Raw genomic sequence first — 18155 nt, 5'->3', positions numbered from 1 at the left:
AAGTCCCGGGCTGGACGGGCAGGCACGCTGCCGCCGGGCTAGCCGATCGTGCGCGCGAGATTTCGTAACGTGACGTGGATGTTCTTGCGCTGGAAGTCGGCGAAAGTCTTTCCGTAGGTGACGATTCGGTCGAAGACGGCGGCGACACTGTCCGGCCAGGCGGTCCGGTCGTCGTGCCACGTCTCGGTGACCCGGGTACCGCCCGCCTCGGGCTCGAAACGATATTCCCAGCTCGCGATCGGTCCGCGGATGACCGGCTTGCGGACGCCGATCGTGTGTACACGGAACGCGAACCGCTCGCCGGGGTCCGCCGCCGTCACCGTGCAGCGGGTCGTCCACCGGGCCGGCCCGCGCTTATTGCGTCCGACGAAAACCATTCCGACATAAGCTGATTCCCTCGGCTCGTCGACCGTTGCGCCGCGGTTTTCCGGACTCCATTCGCCCATCTGGGTCGGGTCGCTGATCCGCTGGTAGACCGCGAGCGGGTCGGCCTGGATCAGGATGCTGTCCGATACGGTCATCGTGCGTTTTGCCAAGGTCTGCCTCCGTTTGGTTTCTGCACTCGCCACGGTACCGATCGGTGCGCACCGTGTCGGGTCTGATAGCGCCGGTGACCAGTTGCCGGGCGAGGTCGGCACAGGGTATTTCGCAGCGGGCCGGTCTGTGGATTGGTGGACGCCGGTTTCGGGATCGCGATATTCCTCGGCGCGGTGAGCGAGAAGACCGGTCCGTAGGTGCCCGATCATCAATTTCTGACGCAAACGATCGCCTTCGTTTAATCTGGGAACGTGGATCGTTGAATCAACAAGTTCGACTGTGATGGAAGGACTGGGGGAATTCGGTGGTCGATTTCGCGGAGCGATTGAACGCACTGTTCGCCACCGTGCATCCACCGGGACGACCACCGCACACGAACGCGGAGGTTTCCGCGGCGCTGACCGCGGCGGGGTTTCCGCTCTCCAAACCCTATCTCTCCCAACTGCGTTCGGGACGTCGCAGCAGGCCGTCCGCCGAGACCGCCGCGGCGCTGGCGAAATTCTTCAAGGTGAAACCGGACTACTTCACCGACGATATCTATGCCGCCAAGATCGACCACGATCTGGCACTGCTGGCCCAGCTGCAGGGTTACAAACTGCGCCGCCTGTCCAGTCGCGCCTTCGACCTGTCCGAAGAATCGCAGCAGTTGCTCACCGCCATGGCCGAAAAACTGCGCGCCAGCGAGGGGCTGCCCCAGGTGCCGCCCGACATCGACTGACACACCCAGTGGCGCGGGGGCTGATGCGCGAAAGCTGCTTCACGCCGGGTTCTGTTGCGGCCCAGCTAGACTGCGATCAGGTAGGCCTGCGGCTCGGCGTAGCCGGGCGAACTCTTCGGCGAGTCGTTGGGGCGGATAGTGGGCGTTGAGGCCGAGGACAGCCAGCCACCGAGGTCGCCAGGTGTGCACGCGTTCGGTCAGTTCGGTTGCGCCAGTGCGTAGTTCGGCCTGGGTCAGTTCGGCGGCCTTGGTGGTCGGGCGACGGACCATGGTCGTCAAACCCAGTCCCCAGGTCGGCAGCCGGTCGGCTTCGGCGGGCGCGAGCACCCGCGGCGTGAAGCCCGATCGATGCAGCGCGGGCCACCACCGGCTGCCGTGGGTCGCGAAGGGGAGTCCGACGGCCGCCGAGGACAGACCGGGGTTGATGCCGCAGAAGAGTACGTCCAGCTCAGGGGCCAGAATGTCCTTCATCCGAAATCTCCGCTCCGATCGTCTCGCTGACTGTAGACCGCCCGATCATCGGGCACCGTAAGCGAAGGTGCGGTTTTCTCCGGGGATAGTCCGGGGTTGTCCCTGATGTGCCCGATCGGTGGTGCGCGCACGATGGGCTCGAGGCGGGAGTGAGCGCGGGAGGCTCGGATGGTGGATTCGCACAGCACCGGTATGTCGTGGCACAGCGCGAGAGCATTGATGTCGTTGTGGCCGTGGGTTGCGTCGCTGTCCGTCGCCGCGGTCGTAGACCTGGTCATCGGCGGTGCCCGTCATTTCGACTTCCACGGCATCAACGGGTTCAGCACGACCAACTACGGATGGGTTGCGTTCGCTGTGGTCGGCGGCATCGGGTTCGCCTGGCGGATGGCCCGCGCCCCGCTGACGCCTGCCCGGATGGCGCGACCGCTGATCGCGGCGGCTCTGTCGTATGTCCTGTGCTTCACCGCGGTCACGATCACCGCCTCGGTGTTCCTGCCCGGACAGAGTCTGCGCGAGACGCTCACCACCGATGCGCCCGGGCGTGCGCTGCCGGTCGCCGTGGTGGTGCTCATGTTCGGCGTGCTCGCCGAGGTGTTCCGCGCGGTCGCGCATCGCCGCAGATGAAAAATTTTGCGGCGCTTCAACTTCTGCGCGAAATGACCATGATGTATTCGCAGGGAGCGTCCGTCCGGTTGGCGAAGCCGTGGTCCGCGTCGGCCTGGAAGAACAGGGAGTCGCCGGTGTTCAGGGTTTCGATGATGCCGCCGAGCGCGACGGTGAGGGTGCCGTCGAGGACGACGAGTTGTTTCTCCGTGCCCGGGGGATAGGCGGGCAGCAGTCCGGTCGAGACCTGGGCGGGGAGGTAGTGCACGATCAGCTCGGCGCCGCCCGCACCCGGGGCCGCGGACACCATGTGCCGCTCGAAACCGGTTTCCGGGTCACGGAATACGGGGCGTTCGTTCCTGCGCAGGGCGACGGCCACGCCGGACGCGGCACCGGCCGGCCCGCCGATCAGGTCCGAGAGCGGCGCGTCGAGCGCGTGCGCGATCTTGGACGCGACGCCGATCGTCGGGCTCTTCTCGCCGCGTTCGACCTTGGACAGCATCGCCCGGCTGACCGACGACTGCAGGGACAGCTGCTCCAGCGTCAGGCCCGCCTCCTCGCGGCGTCGCCGCACGTTGGTGCCGAACGCGCCGGCCAGGTCGTCACGCTGCTGTGGTTCGGCCGCGTTCGCGTCTTGCTGGACCACCTTGCTCCTCGATCGATGGGTGCCTTGCTGCGCACAGTGTAACTTTCTCCTATGGAAGATGTACTCTCCTATCGGAGAGGCGCGATCTGCGCCGAACATGATGGAGGTTCCATGCGTCTCAGCTCGAGTGGCCGGCACCATGCCACGTTCGAATTCGGGGATCTGCAAGTGATTTCGTTGCGCGACGGGTACATCGACATGCCGCCGACGCGACTCCGTGACGAGGACGGACGCGCCCTCGCTGAGCTGCCGGCCGCGGTGCCGCTGGCCGGCGACAACCTCCGGCTGTCGGTCAACGCGTTCTACGTCACCGACGGAACGCGGTCGGTGCTTATCGACACCGGCGCGTCCAACGTCTGGCACGACCCGACCATGGGATTGATCTACGACGCACTCGACGAAGCGGGCATCGACCGCGCGGACATCACCGATGTGGCCATCACCCACCGGCATGAAGACCACGTGAGCGGGTTGATCACGCCGGACGGTGCCGAGGCGTTCCCCGAACTCGAGCGCGTGTGGCTCGGCGCGGGCGATATCTCGGTGTTCACCGGGCGGCTCGAGCCGATCCGGGATCGGGTGGTACCCGTGTCGGAGCAGGTCGCGATCAACGACTGGATCACCGCGATCCCGACACCGGGCCACACGCCTGGTCACACCGTGTACGACGTCCGGAGCAGCGCCGGTCACCTGCTGGCCTGGGGAGACACCGTGCACGTTCCGACGCTCCAATTCGACCGGCCGGACGTGACCTGGGAGCTCGACGGTGACCAGTCCCAGGCACGCGCCGCGCGGGCGGTCCTGCTCGCGCAACTGGCCCGACCGCAGCATTTCGTGGCCGGCGCGCACCTCGACTCACCCGGCATTGCTCGCGTGACCCCGGCCGGCGAGGGTTACGCGCTGGAGTACCTCGCACCGCCGATCGGCTGATCGAGCCTGCGGCCGTGGGCCGGGTCCGTCGTCCGCGCCGGGGTCGGCGCGCCGGGGATCGACTACCCTGGGCGCTGCACTGGAGATTGTCGGATGTGAGGAAGATTTATGGGAAGCGTTGTCCTCGACGTTGTCGCGTTGCTCGCCAATCGTGCGGCGATGTTCTGGAATTGGATGGCCACCGGGTCCTCCGGGTTCCCGCCGCTGTAATGTCGCGATGAACAGTTAGCCGGCGAACGCCCTGGTCTCATGGCCAGGGCGTTCGTGTATTCGCGGCCGGGTTCCGGATTGCCGTCGAGTTAGGGGTTTTCGCCGTCCATCGGGGTATGTCCCCCGTATGTTGAGCACCGTGAAGACCGCTGGCACTACGCGCCGTACCCCTGGATGGTTCGTACTCTGGATGGGGCTGCTGACCGCCCTGATCGTGCTGTGCTGCCTAATCCTGTTCTGGCAGTTGGCCGCCGAAGGCACCTTCCCGATCCAGGTCATCCTCTGGGTGGCCATCGGCGTGCTCGGCGTGGTCGCGCTGCTGTTCGGGCTACTCGGGCTGTTCCGCTACCACTCCTTCTTCTACAGCCTCATCGGACTGGTCGTCATCGGTGTCTTCGGCGCCCTGGTCTGGCAGAACATCCCTGAAACCACCGGCTGGAAAGTCTCGCGCAACATCCTGCAAAACCAGGCCGCCGACTGCGTCAACCCCGGCCACCGCACCCGCCTCGGCATCTACACCATCACCTACATCACCCGCCGCGACGGCGGCTGCCTGTTCTATACCGAAGGGGGAGAGTCGAATTCGTCCCGCGGCTTCGCCTACTTCCCCGACGCCGCCCCGCCCTACATCGGCACCCCGACCTCGGGCATCGGATACTCGACGTTCCACGGCAATTGGTACCGGTTCACCGAAGAGTCCTGATCGACCACGCCCCCGAACCAGGCCGGCCGTCACCTTCGAGGTGGCGGCCGGCTTGTGTTGAGGTCAGGCGATCAGCATGCCACCGTCCACTACGATGATCTCGCCGGTTATCCAGGAGCTGGTGGGTTCGGCCAGACGGGTAATCCAGGGCGTTACGTCCGAGACTTGGCCGATACGACCGGCGGGTGCCTTGTCGGCGTAGCCGGTGCGCCATTCATCGATGTCCTCGGGGGAGACGCCGCCGGTGGCGAGGATGGGGGTTTGGACGTTGCCTGGGGCTACGCCGTTTACGCGAATTCCCTTGGGGCCCAGCTCTACTGCGGCGCTGCGGATGAAGCTGTCGATGGCGGCTTTGCTGGCGCCGTAGACGGATTGCGCGGGGTTGGCCAGGCGGGCGGAAATGCTGGAGACCACGACGATGTTGCTGCCGGGGGAGCGGAGGTACGGAAGCAGCTTGGCGGTCAACAGGATCGGGCCGAAGACGTTGACTTCGAATTGGTGGCGGAGATCCGCGGGGTCGAGGTCGTCGAGGGGAGTGGTGCCAAAGACGCCGGCGTTGTGGACGAGGACATCGAGTTTATCGCCGCGCGCCTGGACGGCCGCGGCGATGGCCTCGGTGCCTGCTTCGGTGGCGACGTCGGCGACCAGGGGGATCACCGCCGAGTGCAGCGCGGCGACCTCGTCGAGGGGCTCCGGGCGGCGGCCGGTGATGGTCACGCTGGCCGCGCCCTGTGCGGCGAACGCCAGCGCCGCGGCCCGGCCGATTCCGGTTCCCCCGCCGGTGACGATGATGTGCTGCTCCGCGAACGTCTTTTCGGACAATGCCATGCCTCCCTGTAGGCGGTCGACGCTGCGTGCCGACCCTTCGTTGTCGGCAACACGGCGTAAATGCCGCTCATTCCGGGCGGTTGATAACCCCTGGTCGGGAGCGGTTCGGAATTCTGGTCGCCGATTACGTGTTGGCGGGATGTGTGACGAAAGCTGGAATGAGCGTACTTGTCGTGTACGCGCACCCGAAGCCTGACTCACTGACCGGGCGCTGAAAGATGTTGCGGTACAATAGTTGCGGGCGGACGGGCATGAGGTTCGGATCAGTGATCTGTATGCGATGGGATGGAAGGCACAGGCCGATGCCGACGATTTCGGCGCGGTCGAGGAGCCTAATTTCATGTTGGCCTCGGGCGAGGCCTATCGCGACGGGACGCTGAGCCCGGATATTCGCGCCGAACAGGAGAAAATCCTGTGGGCCGACACCGTCCTGCTGCACTTTCCGCTGTGGTGGTTCAGCATGCCCGCGATCCTGAAGGGATGGGTAGATCGGGTTCTCACCTGCGGGTTCGCCTATGGTGCGGGCGGTACGGCGATCCCGCGCTACGGCGCGGGCGTGCTGGCCGGGCGGCGGGCGATGCTGGTGGTTTCGATCGGCGGCAAGGAGCCGTCCTACTCCGATCGCGGGATCAACGGACCGGTCGAGGATCTGCTGTTCCCGATCCAGCACGGGATTCTGTACTACCCGGGCATGGATGTGCTGCCGCCGTTCCTGGTACACGGGACGATTCGTGTCGACTCGGACCGCTTCGACGGCATCGCCGACGACTTGCGTGCGCGCATATCGAGTCTGGAGAAGCTGGAACCGATCCGGTACCGACCGCAAGGCGGAGGTGACTACGACCGGCGCCTGCGCCTGGCGGACGGCCGAGAGTCACCGGGAGCCAACGGATTCGGACTGCACGTCGCCTAAGGCAACGGTGCGGCGCCGCGCTGCGCGAGCAGGACACCCATGAACCCTGCCTCTTGCCCCTGAGCGTGAATCATCGAACGCGCGGTCTCCTTGACCGGCCCCGACGGCAACAGCTGATCGGCCTCCTGCGCCATGGCGATTCCACCCTGGTGATGCCGAAACATCAACTGCAGGAACAGAATCTCGGCATCACGACCACGGGCGGCGGCGAGGGCATCGAGCTCGGCCATCGTCGCCATGCCCGGCATCAACGTGTCGGCCGCCTTCTTCTGATCCGGCTGCGCGACCGAATGCTCATGCGGCACAGCCTCTCCGCTGTGCATCCACGCCATCGGATGGGTTGGTACCGGAGAAGCATTCGCCAGACGCAACCACCCGAGCATCGTGCCGATCTCGAGCCGTTGCGTGTCGTCGAGCTGCTGGGCCAGCAACAGCACCCCGGGATCGACATTGCGGTCGAGCCGCTGCACCATGATCAACGCCTGCTGATGATGTGCGGTCATGTCCTGCACGAAACCGATCTCCACCGAGTTGAGAATCGGTGTGGCGGTGTGGTTTTCCGGCAGGACGAGCGGGCGCAGCGCCGCACCCAGCACCAGCAGGGCGAAACCGAGGGAGACGAGCGCGCCGCCGCGGAACCAACGAGGCATCACTACGACCCGACGATCGATTCTTGATCCGCCGGGGGCGAATACACGTCGTTGTCGAGTTGCAGCACCATGAATCCGTTGTCCGAGCAGGTGACATACAGTTGCGAGCCACGCCATTCCGGCGGCGAGAGACACCAGTCGGTGGAGACGTCGCCGAAGGCCAGCCGGCCGGTGCGCGGGGTGAGCGCATCCAACGGGTTGAACTGTCCTTCGAGGACCGAGCGAATCGCCGGCGGGGCGCTCATCAGCGGCACTCCGATGATCGAGGCGAGTGCGTGCGGCGAGTTCCACAGGCTCAGGTTCTGACCGGTACGGGCGGGTGGGTTGTAGTAAGCGATCTCATGGATATTGAACGGGTCGCGCACATCGAAAACCCGGATACCGGAGGAGATCCAGCCGCACGCGAGCGCCGTCGGGTTGTCCCGGCGGTCGGCGGTGCAGTAGTGCGATTCGTAGGCGAACGCCGAACCACCCATGGACGAACCGATATTGCTGTCGATGTTCTGCGGCAGGTTGATCTCCAGCTTGATCTTCGCGGCGACCTTCGGGTTGGTGTCGTCGGCGATGTCGATGAGTTTCACGCCGCCGGAACCACCTTCGTCGACGGTGTAGAGGTAGGGCTTGCCGTCGTAGGTCACCGGGATGCTGTGCTGGGTGGCCCAGCCGTCGGTCCAGAAGACCCGGCCGATGTGCAATACCTGCGGGTTCGAGTCGCGCCGCTGCACCGCGCTGATGTCGAGCACGGTGAATCCGCCGAGCGCGGACAGGTACATGCGGTTGCCGTCCGCGCTCACGCCGAATCCGTGCGCCTCGATGCCGGTCAGTCCCTGCCAGACCACGTGCGGGTTGGTCGGATCGGTGAGATCGACGGCGCTGACGAAGCCGGGCGCGATCCCCGAGGCCCAATACGTATTGCCGTCGGGGGAGAAGCCGCCCTCGTGCGTCGTGATCGGCAGCGGCATCAGCATATTCGTGCCGGGGCCGGGATTGAGCAGGCGTGGGTGCGCGCAGTCGGAGATGTCGTAGACCGACAGGTAGCCGACGCCCGTACCGACCGGGACGCCGGTGCCGACCAGCAGCTTGCGCGCGGTGTTGACCTTCAGGCTCTCCCAGGTGCCCGCGAGCATCGCGGGTTCGGTGAGCGTGGCGGTCGGGCGCGGGTTCGCCGGGTCCGATACATCCAGAACCTGGACGCCGCGGCCCTCGCTGATCAGGTCGCCGGGGAAGAAGGAGCCCATGTAGGAGCAGTGCTCGAAGCTGGTCGAGGTGATGCCCGCGCCGCGGCCGGCGAATCCGCCGACGAACGACATGTTGCAGCGGTAACCCTGGGTGCTGCGGCCACTGTCCCGGTCGGCGGCGGTGACGTCGCCCTGCATGCCGTTCTCCGGCATCGAGCCGGGTCCGCAGTCGGCGCGCGGCACGGAGGTGCGGCCGACATCGAGGAATTCCTGCACGGCGTTCTGCAGGTCGGACTGTAGATCTGCCGATGCGCTGCTCGGTAGCATCAGCACGGCGGCCAAGCCGACCGTGACCAGGGCCAGCGGTTTGAAACGGCGCAAGCTCGTCAGTGAGCGCATCGTCGGTTCCCCAACCTTCATCATCGTTGATCAGTTATCCCGCCGCTGACTGGGACAGCTTAGGGAACTGACTGCATGGTAGTAACAGCCGTTAACTTATGTGAAGGGTTTTGCGGAAATCCGACGAAGTCGGCAGTTCAGTGGCAGTGCACGTGGAAGATCTACGGTTGCTCAGGCGAGGTCAGGCAGTGGATTGCGCAACGTCGACGGCGAGCAGCGCAACGCAGGCGTCGAGCAGAATCCGGCGTAACTCCGCCGAGCGCTCGGCCAGCGCGGACTGCGAGCGCACGTATTCCGCGCGCCCGGACGGCGTTTCGATCCGCACCGGCTCGTACCCGTACTCAGACAGATCGTAGGGACTGGCCCGCATGTCGAGTTCGCGTGCGGCGCAAGCCAGTTCGAAACAGTCCAGGATGAGCGCCGACGGGATCAGCGGAACGAGCTTGAAGCTCCACTTGTAGAGGTCCATATTCGCGTGCAGGCAGCCGGGCTGTTCCCGGGCGACCTGATCGGCGCGGGTCAGCGGCTCGGCGTTGCGGCCGACCGCGTCGGGGGTGAAGAAGCGGAACGCGTCGAAATGGGTGCAGCGCAGCGACATCGACTCGACGACCTCGTCGGTGCCGGTCCGGCCCAGACGCAGCGGAACCTGTTGATGCCGGACGTCCTCGGTGCGATACACCATCGCCCATTCGTGCAACCCGAAACAGGACAGCTGCGCGGGCCGGGACGCGGTGGCGCGCAACAGGTTCGCCACGAACTCGACGGTGTCGCGACGGCGCTCGAGGTAGGCGGGGTCCGCGGTGAAGACAGCGGCCGCATCGGCCGAGACCCGGTGATACCCACGCGCACCGTCGTATTCGCGCGCACCGGCCATCCCGATCCCGAACCCGGGATGCCAGCGCCGCAACTGCGCAGGCTTGTGCCCGTAATAGGTGAACAGGAAATCGATCACCGGATGCGTCGAACCCGCGGCTCGCCGTTCGACATACGGCCCGACCAGCCGATCGACCCGAGCCAGATGCTCGGCCGCCTGCGCCCGCCACCGCTCCTCGGTCAGTACCGCGAACTCGGAGCCCCACTCGTTCATTCGATGATCCGGTGCGTCCCGTCGCGGACGGTGCCGACGAACTCTTCCACGAGATCTTCCAACGCCACGATGCCGGTGGTGTTGCCGCGGGTATCCACGACCCGGCCCAGGTGGCTGTTGGTGCGCCGCAGCCGCGCGAGCGCCTCGTACAGCGGCGTGTGCATGCTGACCGTCGGCAACGGGCGAATGTCGGTGCGCGGGATGGGAGTTCCCGGTCCGGCGCTTTCGTCGGCGACCTTGTCGAGCACATCCTTCACGTGCATGTAGCCGACCAGCGACCCGTCGCTCGCCTGCACCGGGTACCGCGAGAAACCGGTTTCGGCGACGGCGGTTTCGATGTCGCCGAGCGTGGTTCCGTTGCCGCGCAACGGAACTGTCCGGGTCGTCTCCAGCGTCACCATCACGTCGGCCACCACCCGATCGCTGGTGCCCAGTGCCTGGGTCAGCCGGCGGTGTTCCTCCTCGTCCAGCAGTCCCTCCGAGCGCGACTCGCCGATCATCTCCGCGAGTTCCACCGACGAGACGGTCGCCTGCAACTCGTCCTTCGGCTCGATCCGCAGCAGCCGCAGGGTGAGGTTGGCGGCCAGGTTGTAGATCGCGATGAGCGGGCGGGCCAGGCGCAACCACATCAGGTGCACCGGAACCAGCAGCAGCGCACTGCGTTCCGGACCGGCCAGCGCGATGTTCTTCGGGATCATCTCGCCGAACAGGATGTGCAGGATCACCACGATGGCCAGCGCGATCGCGAAAGCGACGGGGTGCAGCAGCTGTTCGGGCATGCCGAGGAGATCGAACGGCCCCTCCAGCAGGTGCGCCACCGCGGGTTCGGCGACCCGGCCGAGCAGGATCGAGCAGATGGTGATGCCGAGCTGGGCGGCGGCCAGCATCATCGACAGGTTCTCGCCCGCGCGAATCACCAAGTCGGCGTTGCGCTTTCCCTGTGCGGCGAGCGCTTCGAGGCGGTCGCGGCGGGCCGAGATCAGCGCGAATTCGGCGGCGACGAAGAAGGCGTTGCTCAGCAGCAGCACCACGGTGAGCAGAACGCCGAAGAGATCACCCATGGCTGTGCTCCTGCTCGGGTTCGGCTTGCAGCTGGCGGAACGCGAGATCGTCCGGGGCGACCGGGATCAGGCGAACCCGGTCGATGCGGCGTCCGTCCATGCGTTCCACCCGCGCGATCCAGCCGCCGGTGGTCGGTTGTTCGTTCGAAGACCATTGCTGCGAACGCGGATTCGGCAGGACGACCTCGTCGCCGGCCACCGGGATGCGCCCGAGCCGGGTGAGCACGAGCCCGCCGAGCGTCTCGTATTCGCCCTCGGGGGCGTCGTATCCGGTGGCGCGGGAGACCTCGTCGATGCGCAGCAGGCCGGAGCAGTCCCAGCCGTCGGACACCCGGCGCACGTCGAGTTCTTCCTCGTCGTGCTCGTCGCGGACGTCGCCGAGGATCTCCTCGATGATGTCCTCCATGGTGACGATGCCCGCGGTGCCGCCGTATTCGTCGACGACCAGCGCGACCTGCATGCCGTCGGCACGGATCCGTTCCAGCACCTCGTCGCCGTCCAGGCTGGCCGGCACGATCGGGACCGGATGGGCCAGCATCTGCAGCGGGATGGTGCGGCGGACGTTCGCGGGATGGGTGAACGCCTGCTTGATGTGCACGACGCCGAGGGTGTTGTCCAGGTCGCCGTCGATCACCGGGAACCGGGAGTAGCCGGTGCGGCGGGCCGCGTCGATCAGGTCGGCGATGGTGTCGAGCTTGTCCAGCGCCTCGATCTTCACCCGCGGGGTCATCAGTTCCTCGGCGCTGCGCTCACCGAATTGCAGCGAGCGGTCGATCACCAAGGCGGTGCGCTGGTCGAGCGCGCCGCGCAGCGCGGACGTGCGGACCAGCGACCCGAGTTCCTGTGGCGACCGTGCGGAACGCAGCTCTTCGGCCGGTTCCACGCCGAGCCGGCGCACGACCCAGTTGGCGGTGTTGTTGAGGAAGTGGATCAGCCACTTGAAGATCACCGAGAACGCGACCATCGGGGGAGCTGTGGTGCGCGCGGTGGCCAGCGGCTTGGCGATGGCGATGTTCTTCGGCACCAACTCGCCGTAGATCATCGACAGCGACGTGGCCAGCACCAGGGCGAGCACGAGCGAGATGCCGTGCGCCGCGCCCTCGCTCAGCCCGATGCCGCTGAACAGCGGATCCAGCAGGCGGGCCAGTACCGGCTCGGCGATGTAACCGGTGATCAGGGTGGTGATGGTGATGCCGAGCTGGGCGCCGGACAGCTGGAACGACAGCGTCCGATGCGCCTGGCGCACCATCCTGGCGCGAACGTCACCGTCGCGCGCGTGCGCTTCGACGGTGCTCCGTTCCAGCGCGGTGAGGGAGAATTCGGCGGCGACGAAGAGGGCGGTGCCTGCCGTGAGAGCGATGAACCCCAGCAGGCTGAGCACCGTGAGCGTGACGGACATCGTCAGCACCCGCCGAACGGTATGCGGAACTGGCCGGTGGGATGTGGGGCTGGGGGAAGGAGGACGCCGGGTTTGTCACCCGGCTCGGTAGAGGAGCCCTCCTGTGCTGCGCCCTCGGACGCGGGTGACAACTGGATCCTTTCGCAAGCCGAAGATGTTGGGCCGGAAGACCGGCAACCACTATGTTACCGGCCCACGCGCCGGGTGGCGCTGGCCGGTGGTCGTGCCGTGGCGGGCGTGTCGGACGCCGATCTCGCCGGGTCTCGGCGGTCGAAGGACCGATGCGCGCTGCGGCCGCCCGGGCGGTGGACCGGGCGGCCGCGAACTCATAAGTGCGACAACTGGTTACGGCTCACCAACCGCTGGGCAGCGGGCGGCCCTCGGCGAAACCGGCCGCCGACTGCACGCCGAGCACGGCCTTGTCGTGCAACTCGGCCAGGCTGCGCGCGCCCGCGTAGGTGCACGCGCTGCGCACGCCGGAGCAGATGTGGTCGATGAGGTCCTCCACGCCGGGGCGTTCGGGGTCCAGGCGCATACGCGAGCTGGAGATGCCCTCCTCGAACAGGGCCTTGCGGGCCCGGTCGAAGGCGCTGTCGGTGGCGGTGCGGGCGGCGACGGCGCGCTTGGACGCCATGCCGAAGCTTTCCTTGTAGGCGTTGCCGTCGCGGTCGGTGCGCAGGTCGCCGGGGGATTCGTAGGTGCCGGCGAACCAGGAGCCGATCATCACGTTGGACGCGCCCGCGGCCAGCGCGAGAGCGACGTCGCGCGGGTGCCGAACGCCGCCGTCGGCCCAGATGTGCACGCCGAGCTCCTTGGCCGCGGCGGCGCACTCGGCGACCGCGGAGAACTGCGGGCGGCCGACGCCGGTCATCATGCGGGTGGTGCACATGGCGCCGGGGCCGACGCCGACCTTGATGATGTCGGCGCCCGCGGCGGCCAGGTCCCTGGTGCCCTGCGCGGACACCACGTTGCCCGCGACGAGCGGCACGCCGAGGCCGAGATCGCGGACGGCGCTGAGGGATTCGAGCATCTTGGCCTGGTGGCCGTGCGCGGTGTCCATCACCAGGACGTCGGCGCCCGCGTCGACGAGCGACTTGGCCTTGGCGACTACGTCGCCGTTGATGCCGACCGCGGCGGCGACCCGCAACTGGTTCTGGGCGTCGACGGCGGGCTGGTAGATCCCGGCACGGACCGAGCCGGTGCGGGTCATCACGCCGGCCAGGGTGCCGTCCTCGGCGGTGAGCACCGCGAGCTGGGCGCGCTTGGTCTCCAGCAGCTCGAAGATGTCGCGCGGGGAGGTGCTGGCCGGGGCCTGCACGAAATCGGTGATCGCGACGTCACGCAGCCGGGCGAACCGGTCCACGTCGGTGCACGAGGCCTCGGTGACCACACCGATCGGGCGTCCGGTCTCGTCCACCACGACGACGGCGCCGTGGGCGCGCTTGTGCATCAGGGCGACGGCCTCGGACACCGAATGCTCCGGGCCGAGGATGACCGGGGTGTCGGCGGTGAGCGAGCGGCTCTTGACGAACGCGATGGTGTCGGCGGCCGCGCTGATCGGCAGATCCTGCGGGAGCACCACGATGCCGCCGCGCCGGGCGACCGTCTCGGCCATCCGGCGGCCCGCGACCGCGGTCATGTTGGCCACGACGATGGGAATGGTGGTGCCGGACCCGTCGACGGTAGAGAGGTCGACGTCGAACCGCGAGGCGACTTCCGTCCGATTAGGGACGAGGAAGAGGTCGTCGTAGGTCAGGTCATACGGCGGCTGATGGCCAGGGAGAAACTGCACTTAACCGATGATAACCAAGTCGGGGCGGTAGCGCGCAATTCTCCAGCACCCGGCGGAGACGAAGTTCACAGCGCGCGAGGCCTCGGCTTGCGCGCGGCGACAGGGCCAGCCGACCGGCGTGCCCCACCACCACCGCCCGCGCGGCTATCCGGCGTGCCCGCAGCGAACCAGCACCCGCCGCGCACGAATCCGCCCGATGCGAGCGAAACAGTCGGCAATATCGTGCGCGCCACGCAAAGAAGTGCGCGGCGGCAGCGAAATCGCACTTTAGTCCACGAGCAGCTGGCCACAGCGAGCCGCGGTGACGAGGTCGGCGGGTCGCTAGGCGGATTGTCCGCCGCGCGCAATTTCTCCTGCCGCGCAGTCATTTGCCCGCTGGATCGTGCGCGGCGGGCAAACTGATGCGCGGCTGCCGCGACTCCCGGTGGGTCTTCGGTGCCGCATGGCGGCCAGCTGGCTCGGTGCGCTCGGGTTCGCGTGGCGCGGACGACTTGCGGCGGTCCGCCATTCTCGTCGGCGGATTGTCTGCCGCGCATGATTTCGCCTGCTGCGGGCTGATTGGCCCGCTGGATCGTGCGCGGCGGGCAATTTACTGCGCGGCTGCCAGCCCGCGTGTACGCCTTTGGTGCTGTACGGCGCACACCTTAGTCGGCGCGCTTGAGTTTGCTTGGTGCGCAACGAATTGCGAGGCGGGACGTGTGCGGCGGGCGAATTTATGCGCGGCCGCTGCGGGCTTCCGGTGCGCCTTCGACGCCGCATGGCGGCCGGCTGGCGAGGTCGGTTCGCTTGGCGCGGATTTCTTGCGGCGGTCCGCCATTCTCCGTGGCGGATTGTCCGCCGCGCGCTATTTCTCCTGCCGCGCAGTGATTTGCCCGCTGATTCGTGCGCGGCGGGCAAACTGATGCGCGGCTGCCGCTAGCTCGCGTCGTGTATGTGTTCGGGGCTGCACGGCGGCTGGCGCGCTCGTGTTCGCCTGGCTCGGGAGTTTGCGGCGGTCCGCCATTCTCGGTGGCGGATTGTCAGTTGCGCACAATTTCTACTGCTGCGGCCCGATTTGCCCGCTGATTCGTCCGCGGTCGGCGAATCGATGCGCGGGGTCAGGTGGCGGCTTGGGCGCGGGAGAGGCGGATTGTGGTGGCGCACATAGTGATTACGGCGAGGGTGGTGATGGTGAGGCCGAAGGTGTTGGTGCGGAAGCGTTCGTCGAGGACGGTTATGCCGATGAAGGCGGCGGCGAGGGGTTCGGCGATGGTGACCGCGGGGAGTGATGCGGAGAGCGGGCCGGCTTGGAATGCGCGCTGTTGCAGGTAGACACCGGTGATGCCGGCGGCGACGAGGGCCCAGGTCTGCCAGCTGCCGAGTACGTGGCCGATGCCGTGTTCGAACAGCGAGGTGACGTAGGAGGTGAGGGCGGCGGCCAAGCCGTAGAGGGAACCGCTTGCGGCGCCGAGGAGTAGGGCACGCCTGCCGGGGTCGGCGCTGCTGCCGCCGATGATCGTGGCCGCGGCGATGAGGGCGACCAGGATGATCAGGGGGAGCAGCCAATCGTCCAGGGGCGCATTGGTATTGCCCTCGGAGGGATTGCCGACGACGAGGAAGCAGACCAGTGCGGCGACGAGTGCCAGTGCGGTGGCCCAGGTGCGGGCGGCGATGCGGCGGCCGTTGAGTCTGGCCGCCAGCGGCAGCGCGAATACCAACGCGCTCACCAGGATCGGCTGGACCAGCAGCACCGCGCCCAGCGCGAGCGCGGCGACCTGCATCGCGTAACCGCCGGCATCGCCGACGATTCCGGCCCACCAGCGCGGGTTGCGCAGCAGCGCGTGAACGAGCGAATCACCCTCGGGGACGGCCGCCGCCGCGCGCTGCTGCGCGACCGCCGCCACCGCGAAGAACAGCGCCGCCAGCAGTGCGCAGGCGATCGCGCCCACCGGATGGTTGGCCACGACCGTCAGTTTGCCCCACGATTGCGGGTCCCCGGCGCGTGCTCCGGGCGCACGGCGCGTCGCCGTGCATTCCCGGGCGTGTCGCCGCTGGTCGCGCCACCCGAGCGGCCGCTGGAACCGGCGGCGGAACCACTGGAACGACCGGTGAATCCCGCCCCACCACCAGCATTGCGACCGGAACCCGCCGCCCCCGCACCACGCGCCGAACCGTGCGCGCCGCCGGTACCCGAACGTCCTGCTCCGCGTGCAGCGCCTGACGGTCCTACCTTCGCCACGCCCGCTCCGCGTGCCCCGGAGCCGCCGCTCGCCGCACCCGTCCCGCGTACATCGCCGGAACCGGCCCCGCCCTTCGCGGCGCCCGAACCGCGCTCACCCGCGGACCGACTCGACTTGCCTGCATCGCGTGTACTGCCGGACCCTGTCGACCGCGCACCGCCGGACCCCGAACGCGCTGATCCGCGTGCCGCACCCGATGGTCCGACCTTCGCCGCACCAGCTCCGCGTGCCCCGGAGCCGCCGCTCGCCGCACCTGCCTCGCGCGCATCGCCAGCACCCGAATTACCCTTCGCCGCACCGCGTCCGCCCGCGGCGGACTTCGATGAACCCGGATCGCGCGAGGATCCCTTGATGGACCCGTCTTTCCGGCGTTCACTCGCCGAGGCCTCGGCCCGCACGGGCGCACCACCACCGCGGGTCTCGGTCGACCGCCGCCCCGATCCGCCACGTCGCCGCCCGGACCCCGACTTCGAACTCGCTTCCGCCACAGGCTGCTTCGGCGGCGCGGGCGCGGCGACCGGAACCCCGGACGGCTGCCGCGCACCGGTGATCTCGATCAGCCGGCGATCTCCGGGCTGCACCTCGACGCCCACGATCTCGACGCCCGCCTTGCGGGTCATCGCCTCGACCTCGCGCCGCTCCTCGTCCATCACCAGCGTGACGACCACGCCGTCCTCACCGGCCCGCGCGGTCCGCCCGGCCCGATGCAGATACGCCTTCGACTCCGCGGGCGGATCGACGTGCACCACCAGGGAAATGTTGTCGACGTGAATGCCGCGCGCCGCGACATCGGTGGTCACCAGCACCGGAATCGACCCATCCGCGAACGCCGCCAGCGTGCGCGTCCGATTGTTCTGCGCCTTGCCGCCGTGCAGCGCGCCGGTCGCGATCCCCGCCCCGCGCAGCTGCTTCGCCAGCCGATCGGCTCCGTGCTTGGTCCGGACGAACATGATGGTCAGCCCGTCCCGCGCGGCGATCTCGGCGGCCACGGCCCGCTTGGCCAGCTTGTCGCGCACGAAGAGCAGGTGGTGGGTCATGGTGGTGACCGACGCTGACGCGGGCGCGGTCGAATGTGTGACCGGGGCCCGCAGGTAGCGCTTGACCAGCTTGTCCACCTCGCCGTCCAGCGTGGCCGAGAACAGCAGGCGCTGACCGTCTTTCGGCGTCTGATCGAGCAGCTTGGTGACCTGCGGCAGGAACCCCATGTCGGCCATGTGATCGGCCTCGTCCAGCGCGGTGATCTGCACATCGCCGAGCGCGGCCGAACCCTGGGCGATCAGATCGGCGAGTCGCCCGGGCGTGGCGATCAGCAGGTCGACGCCGCGCGCGAGCCGCTCGGCCTGCCGCCGGATCGGCGCGCCGCCGACCACGGACGCGACCCGCAGTCCGACCGCGAGCGCAGGCGCGTCGAGTGCGCGTTCGATCTGCGCGGCCAGCTCGCGGGTCGGCACCAGCACCAGACCACGCGGACGGCCCGGCTTGGTCGATCCGGTCGCCAGCCGGGTCAGCATGGGCAACCCGAAGGCCAGCGTCTTACCGGAACCCGTCGGCCCGCGGCCGAGCACATCCTTGCCCGCCAGCACATCCGGAATGGTCGCGGCCTGGATCGGGAACGGTGCCTCGATGCCGTCGTTGCGCAGTGCGTGCACGAGCACGGCGGGCAGGCCCAGGTCCATGAAGGTCACGGGCGCAGCGGCGACAGGCGTCGAGGGGGTCACGGGTGGTGTGTGCCTTTCGTAAGACGCGCTCGGGCTGGTGAGCGCGCTGTTCGGTGGTTCGGCGACCGGCTCGGTGCGCCGCGCGCCGCGACG

Annotated in this window: 16 protein-coding genes and 1 pseudogene; 5 read left to right on the top strand and 12 right to left on the bottom strand. The window is 67.9% G+C overall.

Annotated features, from left to right (window positions below):
- Positions 1-38: 38 nt before the first annotated feature.
- The gene (locus tag F3087_RS47300; protein ID WP_317983916.1) at positions 39-872 is read right to left on the bottom strand and encodes an SRPBCC family protein; all 834 of its coding nucleotides are present in this window, start codon (positions 870-872) and stop codon (positions 39-41) included.
- On the opposite strand from F3087_RS47300, the gene F3087_RS10735 reads away from it, so the two are divergent.
- Positions 842-1255, top strand: coding sequence for a helix-turn-helix domain-containing protein (locus F3087_RS10735; protein ID WP_150401668.1), 414 nt, complete (start codon positions 842-844; stop codon positions 1253-1255). The genes F3087_RS47300 and F3087_RS10735 overlap by 31 nt on opposite strands.
- 39 nt (positions 1256-1294) lie before the next feature.
- Here F3087_RS10735 and F3087_RS10730 read toward each other — a convergent pair whose 3' ends face one another.
- Positions 1295-1726, bottom strand: coding sequence for a mismatch-specific DNA-glycosylase (locus F3087_RS10730; protein WP_150401667.1), 432 nt, complete (start codon positions 1724-1726; stop codon positions 1295-1297).
- Between the two features lie 168 nt (positions 1727-1894).
- Between F3087_RS10730 and F3087_RS10725 the strand changes: the two genes are divergently transcribed.
- Positions 1895-2350 carry a hypothetical protein gene (locus F3087_RS10725; RefSeq protein WP_150401666.1) on the top strand — a complete coding sequence of 152 codons (456 nt, stop codon included), beginning with the start codon at positions 1895-1897 and terminating at the stop codon, positions 2348-2350.
- 16 nt (positions 2351-2366) lie between these two features.
- On the opposite strand, the gene F3087_RS10720 is transcribed toward F3087_RS10725, so the two are convergent.
- Entirely contained in the window at positions 2367-2975 is a 609-nt protein-coding gene (locus F3087_RS10720) for a helix-turn-helix domain-containing protein (protein WP_150401665.1), read from the bottom strand.
- Positions 2976-3086: 111 nt separating this feature from the next.
- On the opposite strand from F3087_RS10720, the gene F3087_RS10715 reads away from it, so the two are divergent.
- Together F3087_RS10715 and F3087_RS10710 are read left to right on the top strand one after the other, a co-directional pair.
- The gene (locus tag F3087_RS10715; protein WP_150401664.1) at positions 3087-3905 is read left to right on the top strand and encodes an MBL fold metallo-hydrolase; all 819 of its coding nucleotides are present in this window, start codon (positions 3087-3089) and stop codon (positions 3903-3905) included.
- Between the two features lie 400 nt (positions 3906-4305).
- Positions 4306-4818 carry a hypothetical protein gene (locus tag F3087_RS10710; protein ID WP_150401663.1) on the top strand — a complete coding sequence of 171 codons (513 nt, stop codon included), beginning with the start codon at positions 4306-4308 and terminating at the stop codon, positions 4816-4818.
- A 63-nt stretch (positions 4819-4881) separates the two neighbouring features.
- Here F3087_RS10710 and F3087_RS10705 read toward each other — a convergent pair whose 3' ends face one another.
- Positions 4882-5646 carry an SDR family NAD(P)-dependent oxidoreductase gene (locus F3087_RS10705; RefSeq protein ID WP_150401662.1) on the bottom strand — a complete coding sequence of 255 codons (765 nt, stop codon included), beginning with the start codon at positions 5644-5646 and terminating at the stop codon, positions 4882-4884.
- Between the two features lie 280 nt (positions 5647-5926).
- Here F3087_RS10705 and F3087_RS10700 point away from each other — a divergent pair, with 280 nt between their 5' ends.
- Positions 5927-6559 carry an NAD(P)H-dependent oxidoreductase gene (locus F3087_RS10700; RefSeq protein WP_263407202.1) on the top strand — a complete coding sequence of 211 codons (633 nt, stop codon included), beginning with the start codon at positions 5927-5929 and terminating at the stop codon, positions 6557-6559.
- On the opposite strand, the gene F3087_RS10695 is transcribed toward F3087_RS10700, so the two are convergent.
- The 8 genes and pseudogenes from F3087_RS10695 to F3087_RS46520 all read right to left on the bottom strand — a co-directional run.
- Positions 6556-7209, bottom strand: a complete 654-nt coding sequence (locus tag F3087_RS10695; protein WP_150401661.1) for a DUF305 domain-containing protein — start codon at positions 7207-7209, stop codon at positions 6556-6558. The genes F3087_RS10700 and F3087_RS10695 overlap by 4 nt on opposite strands.
- Before the next feature lie 2 nt (positions 7210-7211).
- Positions 7212-8786 carry an LVIVD repeat-containing protein gene (locus F3087_RS10690; RefSeq protein ID WP_150401660.1) on the bottom strand — a complete coding sequence of 525 codons (1575 nt, stop codon included), beginning with the start codon at positions 8784-8786 and terminating at the stop codon, positions 7212-7214.
- A gap of 181 nt (positions 8787-8967) precedes the next feature.
- Positions 8968-9873 (bottom strand): 3-methyladenine DNA glycosylase, encoded by a 906-nt coding sequence (locus F3087_RS10685; RefSeq protein WP_223884983.1) that lies wholly within the window; start codon positions 9871-9873, stop codon positions 8968-8970.
- On the bottom strand, positions 9870-10934 hold the full coding sequence (locus tag F3087_RS10680; protein WP_150401659.1) for a hemolysin family protein: 1065 nt from the start codon (positions 10932-10934) through the stop codon (positions 9870-9872). Before F3087_RS10680 ends, F3087_RS10685 begins: the two co-directional genes overlap by 4 nt.
- A complete protein-coding gene (locus F3087_RS10675; RefSeq protein WP_150401953.1) occupies positions 10927-12333 on the bottom strand; it encodes a hemolysin family protein in 1407 nt (468 codons plus the stop codon). Before F3087_RS10675 ends, F3087_RS10680 begins: the two co-directional genes overlap by 8 nt.
- 352 nt (positions 12334-12685) lie before the next feature.
- Positions 12686-14125, bottom strand: a complete 1440-nt coding sequence (locus F3087_RS10670; RefSeq protein ID WP_150401658.1) for a GuaB1 family IMP dehydrogenase-related protein — start codon at positions 14123-14125, stop codon at positions 12686-12688.
- Positions 14126-15222: 1097 nt separating this feature from the next.
- Positions 15223-16068, bottom strand: coding sequence for a DMT family transporter (locus tag F3087_RS10665; RefSeq protein WP_150401657.1), 846 nt, complete (start codon positions 16066-16068; stop codon positions 15223-15225).
- Between the two features lie 569 nt (positions 16069-16637).
- A pseudogene (locus F3087_RS46520) lies at positions 16638-18020 on the bottom strand (DEAD/DEAH box helicase); the annotation flags it as partial.
- Between the last annotated feature and the right edge of the window lie 135 nt (positions 18021-18155).

Source organism: Nocardia colli, from assembly GCF_008704205.1.
Lineage (GTDB): Bacteria > Actinomycetota > Actinomycetes > Mycobacteriales > Mycobacteriaceae > Nocardia > Nocardia colli.
Note: the sequence above shows the minus strand (reverse complement) of the source record. Positions and strands in the feature narration are given on the sequence as shown.